The organism is Rhodococcus sp. PSi06, assembly GCF_054960675.1.
In genome coordinates this window covers 264541-277996 of sequence record NZ_JBHNYO010000004.1, presented here as the reverse complement: position 1 = coordinate 277996, position 13456 = coordinate 264541, and the positions used below count along the sequence as shown (strand labels likewise).

Annotated in this window: 14 protein-coding genes; 4 read left to right on the top strand and 10 right to left on the bottom strand. The window is 62.4% G+C overall.

The features are described from left to right. Positions 1 to 7 precede the first annotated feature (7 nt). Positions 8 to 1294: a TRAP transporter substrate-binding protein DctP gene (gene dctP, locus ACFI9K_RS07905; RefSeq protein WP_462662984.1), complete on the top strand. Its 1287-nt coding sequence runs from the start codon at positions 8 to 10 to the stop codon at positions 1292 to 1294. A 202-nt stretch (positions 1295 to 1496) separates the two neighbouring features. Here dctP and ACFI9K_RS07900 read toward each other — a convergent pair whose 3' ends face one another. From ACFI9K_RS07900 to ACFI9K_RS07875, 6 genes are read right to left on the bottom strand one after another with little or no spacing between them, the layout of a single operon-like run. Then, complete coding sequence (locus ACFI9K_RS07900; protein ID WP_462662983.1) at positions 1497 to 2327, bottom strand: mycofactocin-coupled SDR family oxidoreductase; 831 nt, start codon at positions 2325 to 2327, stop codon at positions 1497 to 1499. Further along, positions 2324 to 3040, bottom strand: coding sequence for an ABC transporter ATP-binding protein (locus ACFI9K_RS07895; protein ID WP_462662982.1), 717 nt, complete (start codon positions 3038 to 3040; stop codon positions 2324 to 2326). The genes ACFI9K_RS07900 and ACFI9K_RS07895 overlap by 4 nt, the downstream gene beginning before the upstream one ends. Continuing rightward, complete coding sequence (locus ACFI9K_RS07890) at positions 3024 to 3851, bottom strand: ABC transporter ATP-binding protein (RefSeq protein WP_462662981.1); 828 nt, start codon at positions 3849 to 3851, stop codon at positions 3024 to 3026. Before ACFI9K_RS07890 ends, ACFI9K_RS07895 begins: the two co-directional genes overlap by 17 nt. Further along, the gene (locus tag ACFI9K_RS07885; protein WP_462662980.1) at positions 3848 to 4780 is read right to left on the bottom strand and encodes a branched-chain amino acid ABC transporter permease; all 933 of its coding nucleotides are present in this window, start codon (positions 4778 to 4780) and stop codon (positions 3848 to 3850) included. The genes ACFI9K_RS07890 and ACFI9K_RS07885 overlap by 4 nt, the downstream gene beginning before the upstream one ends. Continuing rightward, positions 4777 to 5667 (bottom strand): branched-chain amino acid ABC transporter permease, encoded by an 891-nt coding sequence (locus tag ACFI9K_RS07880; protein ID WP_462662979.1) that lies wholly within the window; start codon positions 5665 to 5667, stop codon positions 4777 to 4779. Before ACFI9K_RS07880 ends, ACFI9K_RS07885 begins: the two co-directional genes overlap by 4 nt. A gap of 39 nt (positions 5668 to 5706) precedes the next feature. After that, on the bottom strand, positions 5707 to 6870 hold the full coding sequence (locus ACFI9K_RS07875) for an ABC transporter substrate-binding protein (protein ID WP_462662978.1): 1164 nt from the start codon (positions 6868 to 6870) through the stop codon (positions 5707 to 5709). Positions 6871 to 7086: 216 nt separating this feature from the next. Here ACFI9K_RS07875 and ACFI9K_RS07870 point away from each other — a divergent pair, with 216 nt between their 5' ends. Genes ACFI9K_RS07870 through ACFI9K_RS07860 form a run of 3 tightly spaced genes read left to right on the top strand, consistent with a single transcriptional unit; the run spans position 7087 to position 9933 of the window. After that, the gene (locus tag ACFI9K_RS07870) at positions 7087 to 8013 is read left to right on the top strand and encodes an alpha/beta hydrolase (RefSeq protein ID WP_462662977.1); all 927 of its coding nucleotides are present in this window, start codon (positions 7087 to 7089) and stop codon (positions 8011 to 8013) included. A gap of 10 nt (positions 8014 to 8023) precedes the next feature. Further along, the gene (locus tag ACFI9K_RS07865) at positions 8024 to 9616 is read left to right on the top strand and encodes a flavin-containing monooxygenase (protein ID WP_462662976.1); all 1593 of its coding nucleotides are present in this window, start codon (positions 8024 to 8026) and stop codon (positions 9614 to 9616) included. An 11-nt stretch (positions 9617 to 9627) separates the two neighbouring features. Next, complete coding sequence (locus tag ACFI9K_RS07860) at positions 9628 to 9933, top strand: EthD family reductase (RefSeq protein WP_462662975.1); 306 nt, start codon at positions 9628 to 9630, stop codon at positions 9931 to 9933. Positions 9934 to 10018: 85 nt separating this feature from the next. On the opposite strand, the gene pyrE is transcribed toward ACFI9K_RS07860, so the two are convergent. The 4 genes from pyrE to ACFI9K_RS07840 form a co-directional block, all read right to left on the bottom strand. Further along, complete coding sequence (gene pyrE, locus ACFI9K_RS07855; protein WP_397523384.1) at positions 10019 to 10567, bottom strand: orotate phosphoribosyltransferase; 549 nt, start codon at positions 10565 to 10567, stop codon at positions 10019 to 10021. A gap of 105 nt (positions 10568 to 10672) precedes the next feature. Further along, a complete protein-coding gene (locus ACFI9K_RS07850; protein ID WP_462662974.1) occupies positions 10673 to 11251 on the bottom strand; it encodes a LemA family protein in 579 nt (192 codons plus the stop codon). A 57-nt stretch (positions 11252 to 11308) separates the two neighbouring features. After that, positions 11309 to 12319, bottom strand: coding sequence for a hypothetical protein (locus ACFI9K_RS07845; protein WP_462662973.1), 1011 nt, complete (start codon positions 12317 to 12319; stop codon positions 11309 to 11311). 84 nt (positions 12320 to 12403) lie between these two features. Beyond that, positions 12404 to 13375, bottom strand: coding sequence for a DUF5666 domain-containing protein (locus ACFI9K_RS07840; RefSeq protein ID WP_462662972.1), 972 nt, complete (start codon positions 13373 to 13375; stop codon positions 12404 to 12406). Positions 13376 to 13456 lie beyond the last annotated feature (81 nt).

Below are 13456 nucleotides of genomic sequence, written 5' to 3'. Positions count from 1 at the left end.
ACCCACGATGTTCCGCACACGCTTCTCCCGATCGCTTTCTGCGGTCGCAATACTGACCGCCAGTGCCGTGGTCGCCTCTTGCTCGGCCACGAGCACGTCCGCAGCCGGCGGACCAGGCATCGAGTTCGGCGCGTCGATGGACGCCTATCAGACCGCATTCGACGACGTCGAACCGATCGAGTTGTACGCCCAGACTCCGGGCCCGCAGGGCTCACTCGTCAGCGACAAGATGGAAATCTATTACGACGCAATCACCGAGTGGTCCGGAGGAAAGATCACGTTCGAGATCTTCTACGCCAATGCGATCGCAGGCGCCTCCGAGATAGATGATGCGGTCGGCGACGGACGTACCGACATCGACGGTTTCTCCAGTGCAACAAGGCCCGCCGAGTATCCCGCCATCAATACGCTGATCAATGCGTCATTCTTGGGCGATACGTCACCTATTGCTGGAATGTTGCAGTCGCACGGTTGGCTGCTGCAATCCGTGTACGGGACCGACGAGATTTCGCAGGAGTTCGAAGACCGCAACATGCACCTGCTCATGCCGTCGTACAACGGTGGCGGAATGGCGTTGCTGTGCACGGACGAGGCGGCCTCCCTCGACCAGCTTGCCGGCCGTCAGATTGCGGCCGCGGGCCGCACGCAGGGCGCGCAGTTGGCCGGCCTGAACGCTGTTCCGGTCACAGCCTCGTATGCGGAACTGTACGAGAGCCTGCAGCGCGGCGTCGTCGATTGCACCGCTACGTCGATTCAGAACGCGGTGCTCGGCGGCTACCTCGGGCTGACACCGAACGTCGTCATCGATCCCGACGCCGGATTCGCGCTCACCTTCGGCTCGGTTCTGGTCAACCAGGACCGTTGGGACGGTCTGCCGCTGATAGCTCAGCAACTCTTGTTCGATCGGCTCGATGTGTTCATCGAAACCAACATTCGAACGACTTGGGAGGCGATCGCGCAAGGTGTGAACGAGGTCGAGGACGCAGGCGGGGCCATCACCGAGTTCGACCCGGACGCCCGCGAGCGGCTGCAGTCCATCAACGAGGAGCAAGTCGGCTTGCTCGAGCAGTCCGAGGCTCTGGACGACCCGAGAACCTCACTGTCGGACTGGGCCTCTGCTGCAGCTCAGTGGACGGACATCATCGACGAACTCGGGTACGACGGCGAGATGACATACTCCGAATTCGCGAGCTTCTACCACGATGACGCGATCGATCTGAACCCGTTCGTCGATGAAATCTTCGAGCGCATACTGCTGCCCCACCGACCGGAGGGGTCGAATGAGGACACGTAACGACACCAGTGCGTGCGATGCGGCCGTGATCCAAGCCTGGCCGAACCCCCAGTCGCACCGACTCTTCGGAATTTCGAACCGGCTCACCTGATCATGCGCCAGACGGAAGAGGAGGGCAGTTTTCACGCGGCATTCCGGAGCTCCGCGTGAAGTTCAAACCGACCGGAAAGCGCGGCTGACAAACCGCACCTTCGGTGGGCCACTACTTGATCAGGACACCCGCATCGACCGGAATGGAAATCCCTGTGATGTAACGTGACTCGTCGCTCGCCAAGAAGAGCACTGCATTGCTGACGTCGTCCACCTGCACATAGGGCACGTCCAGCACGTGCATGTCGTGGAGAAGCGGAACCACTTGTTCGCGGGTCGGCGCATCTTCGTCCGGCAGGAACAGCTTGTAAATGGCGTCGTTGAGCAGCATCCGGGTGTCCACGTTTGTGGGATTGACCGTGTTCACTCGGATGTTCTGCGGCCCCAGCTCGTTGGCGAGACTCTTCATCAACCCCACCACACCGTGCTTGGCTGCCGTGTAATGCGCGTTGTAGGGCAGGCCTTTCGTACCGGCGACCGAACTGATCAACACCATCGAGCCGCCCCTGCCGCCCGCCAAGATGTGCGGAGTGGCCGCCGTCGTCGTGTTCCACACCCCGGTCAGATTCGTCTCGATCATGTTGTGCCAGTTCCGTGCCGAGAGCTCGTGAGTCGTTCCGCTCCCTGCGATACCCGCATTAGCGACGACGACATCGAGCCTACCCAATTCGGCGACCCCGACATCGACGGCGGCCTTCAACTCGTCGAGGTTGCGTACGTCTGTCTTCGACGCCACAATTCGCCGATCAGCATCCTCGACGAGTCGAACCGTTTCTGCCAAATCCTCTTCCGTGGCCAGGTCGTAACCGACAGTGTCGACATCGGCACAGGCGTCGACCGCAATGATGTCCGCGCCCTCCGCCGCAAATCGAAGCGCGTGATTTCGTCCTTGACCCCGTGCAGCGCCGGTGATGAGTACTACGCGACCCTCGAATCGACTCATGACTCCAACGCCGCCTCACCGAGGAACGCCAAGACCACGGACGAGTGGGACCTGGCTTCCTCGACACTCCCGGAGTAGACCGATTCACCGCGGTTGACCACCACGACATGATCGGCGACGGTCAAGCCGGCTTGCGCGTTCTGCTCCACCATCAGCACACCCAGCCCACGGTCTGCGATGTCGCGGACGCTGCCCATGACGGTATCGACGATCGCCGGCGCAAGGCCCATCGACGGCTCGTCCATCATGATGTATTTCGGGTCGGACATCAGGCCTCGACCGAACGCGAGCATCTGCTGCTCGCCGCCGCTCAGAAGTCCAGCAGGGCCGTCCTTGCGCTCCCGCAGGATAGGGAACAGTTCGTAGGCCAGCTCGGTGTTCTTCTCGCGCTTCTCCTTGGTGGACGTATAGCCACCGATGCGAAGGTTCTCGGCCACGGTCAATGACGCAAAGACCTGACGACCTTCGGGTACGAGCGAAATCCCCCTACCCACTACGCGATTGGCCTTCAGGCCCACCAGAGACTCGCCGTCGAGAACGATTTTACCGGATGTCGGTTGCACCAAGCCTGCAATGGTTCGCAGCGTCGTACTCTTTCCGGCACCGTTCGCGCCCAGTACCAACGTGATTCGGCCGGGCTCGACGGCCAAGCTGATATTCGTAACCGCACTCACCTTGCCGTACTTGACATGGAGATCACTCACTTCGAGCATCCTGAGCTCCTCGCTTTCCGAGATAGGCTTCTTGCACGCTGGGTTCACGGACCACGTCACGGGGCGTGCCCTGAGCGATCAGGACTCCGAAGTTCATGGCTATCAACGTGTCACAGGTATCGACCATCATCTGCACGTCGTGTTCCACGAGGAGCTGCGTCAATCCCTCCTCACGCAGCTTCTTCAGCAGCGCGGAAACATCCTCACGTTCGGACTTGTTCATACCCGCGGTCGGCTCGTCGAGCAGAAGCAGTGTGGGGGACATCGCTATTGCACGTGCGATCTCCACACGCCGCTGCAGACCATAGGACAATTCTCCCGGCCGGACGTCCTCGAGTCCGGTGAGCCCGGTGCGCTCGAGCGCCTCCGCAACAGCGTCTCTCGACCGCTTCAGTAACGCCCTCCGTCCTAGTAGGAGTTCGCGGATTCCGCCCTTTTCGGCCCCGAGATCGGCACCGAGCGCGACGTTCTCCCGCACCGTCAGGTCGGCCAGCAGTCGAACCGTTTGGAATGTCCGAGCGATGCCGAGTTCGGCGACCTTCTGCGCCGACACCCTGGCAAACGGTGCACCCTCGAAGGTGAGGGCACCACGCGTGAGCGGGGTCAATCTCGTCACTGCTGCCAGCAGAGTGCTCTTTCCGGATCCATTGGGACCGAGGATTCCGAATATCTTGCCGCGAGTGATGTCGAAGGAAATGCCGTCGACCGCCTTTATGCCGCCGTAATGCACTGCAACGTCGTCGATCCCGAGGACCACGTCGGTTGTCGACTCGTCCTGCGTGGCCTCACGCGATTCTGCGTCGGTCGTCATGGTTTGTCTCCTGCCTCGGCCAGATCCAGCTTCTCGACGGCATCAGCGGGCTCTTTGACACGTTCATCCCCCGCAAAGCGCTTGGCCTTCGATTTACGAATGAGATCGAGGACAGTTCCGTAGATTCCACCCGGGACGTACACAGCTGCAACGGCGACGATGATGCCGTACACGATCGCTTGATACTGCCCGACGATTTCGAGGTAGTACGGAAGCCAGGTGAAGATGACGGCCCCGATGACGATGCCCAGCCAGGATCTTCCGCCGCCGACGATGATGATTGTCAACCCGAGCACGACCAGTGGGAAACCGATGCTCTCGGGGGCCACCGTCGTCCGCAGCAGCACATTGATGGCACCTCCGAGAGCGCCGATGAATCCGCTGATCACGAACGACGAGATTCGATAGCGCGCAACGTTCACGCCCATCGACGATGCAAGTTCGGGGTCCTCACGAACCGCGTCGATGCGCCGCCCCAGCCGGCCACGCTCGCTCAGTGCCAACAGAACCACCACCAGCACAGTGATCGCGATGATGTGCCCGATCGTCAACTGCGGGAATGCAAGAGCTCCGAACAGTCCGACAGAAGCGCCGGTCAAGGTACCGCCGTTGTGCGCGACAACCGTGATGATCAAGTCGAAGGACACCGTCGCCATCGCGAGATAGAGACCGTTGAGCCGCTGCACCAGCAGGGCGAGAAGAAATCCGATCAGGCCGCACACCACCATGATCGCCGCGATCGCCGCAAACGACGAGAAGCCGTAACGGATCACGAAGATGGCGGCCCCGTAGGACCCGAGACCGTAGAAGCCTGCACCCGCGAACGAGAAGACACCCATCCTGAGCTGTACCTGAATACTGAGAGCCAGCAACAGCACGGTGAATGTGCTCTGGAAGAGGACGATGTGCGAGAAGTAGAAGTCGTTCATACCCGCCGCACCTCCTTGCGTCCGAAGAGACCCTGCGGGCGGAGCAACAGAACGAGGAAGATCATGCCGAAGCAGACCGCGTCGACCCATCCCCCGCCGGTGAACCGCAGCACCAACGTCTCCGACAAAGCGAGGATGTACGCGCCGGCGGCGACACCCGCAGTGCTTCCGACGCCACCGAGGATGATCACCGCAAAAGCCTTGATCAACAGCGTTTCACCACTTTCCGGGGTTATCGCTCCGAGGTTGAAGGTGAGCAGTGCCCCGGCCAGACCGGCGAGGCCGCCGGCGAATGCCATCGTCGCGAGTGAGAGTTTGCGTCGATCGACTCCCATCAGGGCTGCAGTCTCGGAATCGACTCCGATTGCTCGCAAAGCCAAGCCTGCCATCGACTTTCGTAGCCACACTGCCATTCCGACCGTCAGGACGACGGCGGACAGGACGATCACCAGTCCGGTGTTCGATATCCGCAAGCCCAAGAACGAGAAGACCTCCACTGCGTAAGAACTGTTCGAGAATCCGAACGGTTCACTCTTGGTGACGTACTGGGCGACCGCCAGCGGGATGGCAGCCACACCGATGCCACCGATCAGAATCTGCAGCTCCGCGATTCGGTGGGTCTTCGCTCGCTTGAGAATCGGCTGAAAGGCAAGCACTTCGATGGCGGTGGACAGGAGCGCGCCGACGAGCACCGACACTGCGATGACGCCGATCATCGGCAGTTGTCGGCCATCGACCACCAGGTAACCGACGAACCCGGAGAACATGAATATCGCGCCGTGCGCGAAGTTCAAAATTCCGACGGTCCCCCACACGAGGCTCATACCGAGGCAGAACAGGACGTAGATCGATCCGAGAATCGCTGCGTCGACGAGAGTCTGGCCCATGGCTTCAGACCACCGATCCTCGTCGGAGTTCGATGTATGTCATTCCGCCAGCAATCCTTCCGAGGTGCCGTCCCACTCGACTACGACCCCATCGACCCGTTGGTCGTTACCCTCGAACGTCACAGGGCCGACCGCACCATCGAAGCCTGCTGCGGCTACCGCATCGAGACCGTTCTTGATGTCTTCGCGAGATGCGCCCCCGGATTCTTTGATCGCGCGGGCGATCATCCACGCAGCGTCATAGCCTTCCGCCGCATAATTGAGAGGGTTCTTGCCGTATTTGGCGTTGTACGCCTTGACGAACGCGACAGAGGACGGCGCCGTCTGTAGGTAATTGAAGTCCGTAGCCCAGAACATTCCGGCCCCGGCAGGCCCGGCGGGCGCGAGGTTGCCCGCACCTGCTGCGGGGTTGCCGACGGCCGGACCGTCGAAGCCGGCTTGACGAAGCTGCGACATGGCGGTCGAGTTCTGTGCGCCGACGAGAAGGAACACGACGGCATCCGGCTTTTCGCCGACGATCTTGGTGATGGTCGACGCGAAATCCTGCGTGGTCGACTGCACGCTGGTGCTGGACAGGATCTCGAGGTCCTCGCTCTCCTGCATACCGGGCAGCTGATTCTCAGCAATTTCGGCCAGAGTCGGCTGACCTGCGTTGTAGAGGACGCTGATTCGTTTGGCTCCCAGCGTCTTCAAGTGATCGATCGCCTTGGGAAAGTAGGTTTCCTGCGGAGCGGTCGAGCGGAACGTGTAATCGCCGATGACGACCCCTGCGCTACCGGATTGCGTGAACACGATCGGCGTCTTGGATGATTCGGCGATCGGCGCCACGGCGACGGACTGAGCTCCCGACACCGTTCCGAGGATGGCTGCGACGTTGGGGTTGGCAATGCCCTCGGTAACCTGACTCGCGGCCGTCTGCGCGTCACCGGCAGTGTCTCGACTGTCGAGTTCGACGACGGAATCCCCGAGGAACTTCTGTTGGTTGATCTCTTCGATCGCCAGTTCGATCCCTTCGAGCTGTGATCCACCCACGTACGTGAGCGCGCCGGTCTTGTCGGTCGTCGAGAGCAGGGTTATTTTCGCGGGCATCTCCCCTGATGCCGTGGATCCGGCTGGGCCCCCACCACTGCACGCGGCGACCGTCATCATGGCTCCGGCCGTCGCAAGTATCGCCAACCGTCCGGGGCCGGAAGTGAATTTCATGGTTCCTCCTATTTCATGGCAATGATGCGCATGATTGGGTGATCGGTGTCACATTAGAGACAAAACTCGCGGATGTCCAGATCGAACTTCGCGCTCCGATCACAGCCACGAGCACGCGAATCGAAGAGTAGTTGCGGCGAATCATTATCAGTGATTAAGTGAATTGCATCACTCGGCCGTAGAGGTCCCACCGCGAACCATCGAAGGAGTCACGTCTTGGCACTCGACGAAGCCACCGCCGCCTTTCTCTCGCAAGCCGCAGAGGGGGGCGGCAAGGCGCTGCACGAAATGACGCCCGCCGAGGCCCGCCTGATGAACGACAGCTTCATCGACCTCTACGGTCCTGGTCCCGATATGCACAAGGTGGAAAATCTGACGGTTGCCGCCGTCGACGGACATGACATCGATGTCCGAGTTCTCACTCCCTCGTCCGAACCACGCGGCGTGCTGGTGTACTTTCACGGCGGCGGCTGGGTTGTCGGAAACCCGGATCAGTTCGACACTCTCGCTCGCAAGATCGCCATCGAGACCGGCTGCGTCGTCGTACTCCCCGACTACCGGCTCGCACCGGAACACGCCTATCCGGCAGCAGCCGATGATGCGTGGGACGTACTGCAGTGGAGCGCATCCCGGTTCGACTCCGGACTCCCGTTGATGGTCGGAGGAGACAGCTCGGGCGGCAACTTGGCCGCCGTCGTCGCCCAGCGATCGGTTCGCGAGGCCGGGCCGAAGGTTGCGCTCCAGGTTTTGATCTACCCGGTGACAGACCACGATTTCGACAACGAGTCGTACAAGGATGCATCCAACCAGCTGATGCTCGATCGAACCGCGATGATCTGGTTCTGGGACCTCTACACGCCCGAAGTCGGGGTACGGACCAATTGGGACGCGTCCCCCCTGCACGGTGACGTGACCGGCGTCGCCCCCGCGGTGATTCTTCTCGCCGAGCACGACGTGTTGCGCGACGAAGGTCGAAAGTATGCCGACAAGCTGAGTGCTGCAGGCGTTCCCGTGGACGTCGAGGTCTTCGACGGCCAGATGCACGGCTTCTTCCAATTCGTCAACATTCTCCCCGGCGCCGAGGACGGTATCTCCTACGTGGGCAACGCAGTTCGTACCCACCTCGACGCTGTGAGCGCGTGAAAGGAACATCATGACAACGGATGCAATTGTGGTCGGTGCCGGCTTGTCCGGTATCTACATGACGCACAAGCTCGAGCAGCTCGGGTTGTCTGTGCGAGGCTTCGAGGCAGCGGAAACGGTAGGCGGGACCTGGTTCTGGAACACCTACCCCGGCGCACGATGCGATGTCCTCAGCACGGAGTACGCGTTCACCTTCTCGCAGGACCTGATCGACGAGTGGGAATGGACCGAACGCTACCCAGCGCAGCCGGAAATTCTCCGATACATCGATTTCGTCGCTGACCGACTCGAAGTCAAGAAGCACTTCCGATTCAATGTGCGCGTGGAATCCGCAGTGTGGGACGAGGACACCTCGCTGTGGACGGTGGGCACCGACTCGGGCGAGTACGTGAGCGCGAAATACTTGATCACTGCTGCGGGATGCCTGTCGATGTCGTCCACCCCGGACTTCGCAGGTCTCGACGCATTCGAAGGCACTACCCTCCATACCGCTTCCTGGCCACGAGAGGGCGTCGATTTCACCGGTAAGCGCGTCGGCGTCGTCGGTACGGGATCGTCTGGTGTGCAGGTGATTCCGAAGATCGCTGAGCAGGCGGCACACCTCACGGTGTTCCAGAGATCACCTGCGTTCAGCCTCGACTGCGGTAATCGGCTCTTGACCGAGGACGAGAAGCGCTCGTTCAAAGAGCTCATCGAGGACTACAAGGTTGCGTCCAAGGCGTCCGGCGGTGGACAACCCGTCGACACTCTCGACGTCAACACGTTCGATCATTCGGAAGAGGAACGCGCGGCGGTATTCGAGGAGCGGTGGGATCGTCATCGCGCTATCGACCTCATCGCGGCATATCCCGACCTGCTCAGCAATCGGGCGGCCAACGACACCATTGCCGAGTTCTTCCGCGGGAAGATCCGCGACGTCGTCGACGACCCCGAGGTTGCCGAGGCCCTCTCGCCACGGGAACACCCCCTGGGTGCAAAGCGGATTACATTGGACACCAATTACTTTCAGACTTTCAACCGCGACAACGTCTCTCTCGTCAGCGTGAAGAACGCACCGATCGAGGGACTGACTCCGGCCGGACTGAAAACAGCCGATGCGGAATATCCACTCGACGTCGTCGTGTTCGCCACCGGGTTCGACGCCATCACTGGACCGCTGATGAAAATCGATATCCGCGGGCGCAACGGAAAAAGTTTGCAGGACAAGTGGGCCGATGGACCGGTCACCTACCTCGGAATCGCCATCGACGAGTTCCCGAACCTGTTCACCATCACCGGACCGGGGAGCCCGAACGTACTGACCAACATGGTCTGCGCTATCGAGCAGCACGTCGAGTGGACCGCGGACGCCGTCGCACACCTGGAATCGGTCGGTGCCAAGACTTTCGAGGCCGACGAGACGGCTGCGAAGGAGTGGACGGCCCGCGCGGTCGAGTTGGCCGACATGACGCTCTACCCGGAGGGCAACTCCTGGTACACGGGAGCCAACATTCCGGGAAAGCCTCGCGTGATCATGTCGTACGTCGGCGGACTGAATGTCTTCCGCGAGACCTGCGACAAAGTTGCCGCCAACAATTACTCCGGCTTCATCACCGCGACCTAGGAGTTCGACGCATGTTTCGCATCACTATCGCGTACAACCACCCCGAAGACCCCGAGGCCTTTCTCGCACATTATCGGAGCGTTCACGCACCGTTGACTGCGACAATGCCTGGGATCAGTTCGTTCGAGTGGGGTGTCTCCGAAACTCTCGACGGTTCCGTGCCCGCCCACTTCGTCGTGGGGAACTTGAATTTCCCGTCGAAGGACGAAGCACTCGCAGCACTAGGGTCACCCGAAGGCAAGGCCGGCGGTGAAGACATGGCCAACTTTGCGGGAGCGGGATTCGTCATGGACATGCACGAGGTCGAGGTCGCCTGAATCGCGCCTGACAGTCCTCGATCATCGGATCCGACGTCTTTGGTGCGGCCGAGTGCCTTCGGGTATTCGGCCGCACTGCCGCGGTCTACAGGCCGAGGTCCGCCAAGCCGAGCAGGGATCGATATTCGAGCCCCTCGGCGGCGATGACCTCGTCCGCCCCGGTCGCCCGGTCCACCACCGTGGCCACTCCGACGACCGTCGCTCCGGCGTCTCGCAGAGCTGCGACTGCGGTGAGCGGCGAATTGCCGGTCGTCGTCGTATCTTCCACCACCAGAACACGTTTGCCGACGATGTCCGGCCCCTCGATCTGACGCTGCATACCGTGCGCCTTCGCTGCCTTGCGCACTACGAACGCGTCGATCGGACGACCCTCGGCATGCATGATCGACATCGCGACCGGGTCTGCGCCCATGGTCAACCCGCCGACAGACACGAAATCCCAATCGGAGACCAGGTCTCGCATCAGCTTGCCGATCAACGCGCCCGCCCGATGATGCAGCGTCGCGCGCCGCAGATCCACGTAGTAGTCGGCTTCCTTACCGGAAGACAAGGTGACCTTCCCGTGCACGACGGCAAGCTCTTTCACCAGGTCGGCCAGTTCCTGCCGGTCCGAATTCGCGGCACTGTCGGCCATGTCGGGGTTCCTCTCGTCGCACCGTGAATCTTCGAAGGTCGCTACGAACTTACCCACAGCACATCGGTCTGTCCTTGGCGGCTCGTCGCTGCCGCGGCACGGCGTCTACGCAGCGACCTGGGCCGATGACTGCTCGTCGAGCACGTCTCGCGTCTCCACGAACGGTTCCGCCGCGTTCACCGAACGAGACTTGGCAACGATGGAGGAAGGGAAGGAGCCGATCGCCTGGGACAGCCGGTAGGCGGTGTCGTTGTACACCCGCACGGCGCCCGCGATGCGACGCTCGGTGACCGCCAGTTCCCCGGCCGGTCCTTGGAACGCCCAGTTGCCCAGCACATTTCGGCCTGCATCGGCCTCGGCGACGACGGCATGGAATGCGGCAGAGAGGGCATTCTCGGCGGCGGCCTGTGCCGGCAGCCCCAGGCCGCGCTCGCGCACGGCCCTGGACCAGGAGCGTGCACCACCGAGCTGGCGAACCACTTCTGCGGACAGTCCGGATGCTTCTGCGGCAGCGAGAAACGGGACCAACTGCTGGTGCCGCCGCTCGAGCTCCACGTCGACGAGGCGCAAGCTCTGCTCGGCCTGCTCGCTGTACCGACCGAGCCGACGCACCGTGGCGACGACGTAACCGACCATCAGCAGGACCAGGACAACGACGATGGCTACAACCATGAAAACCGTCACGAGGTACGAATCTAGCCCCGTCCGCGCTCCCGAGCCCGTAAACACGCCCGAAAGAAATCAGGACTGATCGCGCCGACGCTCCGCATCGAACGGGACCGGACGCGACGCGGGCGGACGAGGTACCGGCCGCGACGGATTCGCCGAACGGACGGCCTGTGGGCCCGCCGCATCGGGCCTGGGTGGGCCAGGACGACCACCCGGTTCCTGCGGACGCGACTCGTGGTCTCGGGACTCCTGCGGACGGGGTTCCTGAGGACGTGCTGCCTGGGGGCGAGCGGCTCGAGGGCGAACCACCTGAGGTCGCCCCTGCGACTCGGGCATCCGCGCCTCTCGCGCCTCTGCCTGCGGCGGTTGCGCGCCGCGGACGGGCTGGGGACGCACCTCCTGCACCAGCGGCCTGCCCGGATCGCCTCGATCGCGGCCCGGCTCGCCTGCGCGGGCACCGTAGACCGCGCTACCGCGTACGGGTGGCAGTACGTGCAACATGCCGGACAGTCGCGCCACTGCGTCGATCGCGGCGTCCCAATCGCGTCCCGAGCTGGTCAGGGGCAACGATCCGAGCGTCCAGTCCTTCTCGCTCCACAACAGCTGCAGGTTTTCGGGTATCGATTCCGTGAAGGCAGCCATTCGCTGGTCGCAGACTCGACGAGCGATGTCGACGTCGGTCGCGAACACCACCCGCGGGCCGATGGACCCGAGCAGTTCCATGTCCTCGTCGCGGGGCGGTGGCGTCGAGCGGGGCCGCAGATCTATGTCGACATCGGAACCGACGGAGCGCTGCACGGCGACGATGGTGGCCGTCTCCTCGACGTCGAAGAGCACGAACTCTTCACCCCGTCGAATACCGGTCACCACGCCGAGAGCAACGTCGAATTCCGGCTTGGACAACGCCGCACGAGTGAACCGGGTGACCAATTCTCGATCGTGCGGTCGATAGTCGTATCCCTGCGCCTTGGCCCACATCTGCCGCAGCCGCCCGGACCGATCTCGCTTGGACCTGTCGATGTAGAGCAGGGCCACTGCACCTATCAGTGCAATCGCCGCCAGGCCGAACCACATTGCCGTCATCGCGAACCACCTTAATCGACATCCACGCCGTCACTGCCCAACACCACCGGGCACTGTGAACGATCCCTACGACAACGCGCCTTGTTATCCGCCGAGATTCGGAGTCTCGATGATGACGTTCGCGCGAATCGTTCCGTCCTCGACGGCCTCTCCCTGCACCACGACGAACGCACCGACCGGCAACGACGCCAGGTCTGCACCGGACAGTGAAATTATCTGGGTCTGCGGCGTCGTCTGCACCGTGATCGGAGCACCGTCGATGCCGTCGAGCGTCAGACTCGAACCGTCGTTGGCCTTGATCGTTCCCACGGAGGAACCGAGCTGACCGAGGATCTCGGGAATGCCACCCGGGACGAGTCCCGGCGTGGTCGTCGCACCCGATTCGGTGGGGCGCGGAGTGGTCGTCGGCGCACTCGACGGCGAGGGCCGCACGGACGTCGACGGAGCAGTTGCGGTAGCGGGTTCATCGGACCGTCCGCCCAGAAAAGCGATTCCCGCGGCGACGACCACGGCCAACACCACGAACCAGAGCAACACCAGAAACCAGGGACGCGGACTCTTACTGCCCGAGTCGGTGGCGAACGGCTCCTCCGGCGGCGGCGTACCCCCGAACTGTTGCGGTTGATCGAACTGCTGGGTGTGTCCGAACTGCTGGGTGTGTCCGAACTGCTGCGTCTGCCCGTATTGCTGCGTGTGCCCGTACTGCTGCGTCTGCCCGTAGGCCTGGTTGGCAGCCGCCTGGTCCTGCGGGTCGAACGGTGGAAATGCCTGCGTCGGCTGGTAGCCCGGCGGATAGGCCTGTGGATCCGGATTCGGATACGCCCGATTCGGCTGTTCACCCGGCGGATAGGCCTGCGGATTCGGGTATGCGTGCGTCGGATAAGCCTCCGTCGGCTGGGCATCCGGGTACTGCTGGGCATCCGGATATTGCTGGGTATCCGGGTAGTGCTGGGCACCTGGGTGTCCGTAGTCCTGAGTCGGCTGGGTCGAGTCCGGCTGCTGCGCCGCGTCCTGCCCGCGATCTCGGGGTGCTCGCGGGTCGTCCGGATTCGTCATGCCACGAGGGTACCTACCCGAAGAATCCCCAGGTGGCGCGAGTGGAGCCCGCGGAACGATCCAATTGCGAGAGTGCAGCGC

Coding starts and splice junctions, on each gene's coding strand:
- dctP (WP_462662984.1), top strand. CDS start 8: ATGTTCCGCACACGCTTCTCCCGATCGCTTTCTGCGGTCGCAATACTG.
- ACFI9K_RS07865 (WP_462662976.1), top strand. CDS start 8,024: ATGACAACGGATGCAATTGTGGTCGGTGCCGGCTTGTCCGGTATCTAC.
- ACFI9K_RS07875 (WP_462662978.1), bottom strand. CDS start 6,870: ATGAAATTCACTTCCGGCCCCGGACGGTTGGCGATACTTGCGACGGCC.
- ACFI9K_RS07890 (WP_462662981.1), bottom strand. CDS start 3,851: ATGACGACCGACGCAGAATCGCGTGAGGCCACGCAGGACGAGTCGACA.
- ACFI9K_RS07895 (WP_462662982.1), bottom strand. CDS start 3,040: ATGCTCGAAGTGAGTGATCTCCATGTCAAGTACGGCAAGGTGAGTGCG.
- ACFI9K_RS07860 (WP_462662975.1), top strand. CDS start 9,628: ATGTTTCGCATCACTATCGCGTACAACCACCCCGAAGACCCCGAGGCC.
- ACFI9K_RS07845 (WP_462662973.1), bottom strand. CDS start 12,319: ATGACGGCAATGTGGTTCGGCCTGGCGGCGATTGCACTGATAGGTGCA.
- ACFI9K_RS07880 (WP_462662979.1), bottom strand. CDS start 5,667: ATGGGCCAGACTCTCGTCGACGCAGCGATTCTCGGATCGATCTACGTC.
- ACFI9K_RS07900 (WP_462662983.1), bottom strand. CDS start 2,327: ATGAGTCGATTCGAGGGTCGCGTAGTACTCATCACCGGCGCTGCACGG.
- pyrE (WP_397523384.1), bottom strand. CDS start 10,567: ATGGCCGACAGTGCCGCGAATTCGGACCGGCAGGAACTGGCCGACCTG.
- ACFI9K_RS07840 (WP_462662972.1), bottom strand. CDS start 13,375: ATGACGAATCCGGACGACCCGCGAGCACCCCGAGATCGCGGGCAGGAC.
- ACFI9K_RS07885 (WP_462662980.1), bottom strand. CDS start 4,780: ATGAACGACTTCTACTTCTCGCACATCGTCCTCTTCCAGAGCACATTC.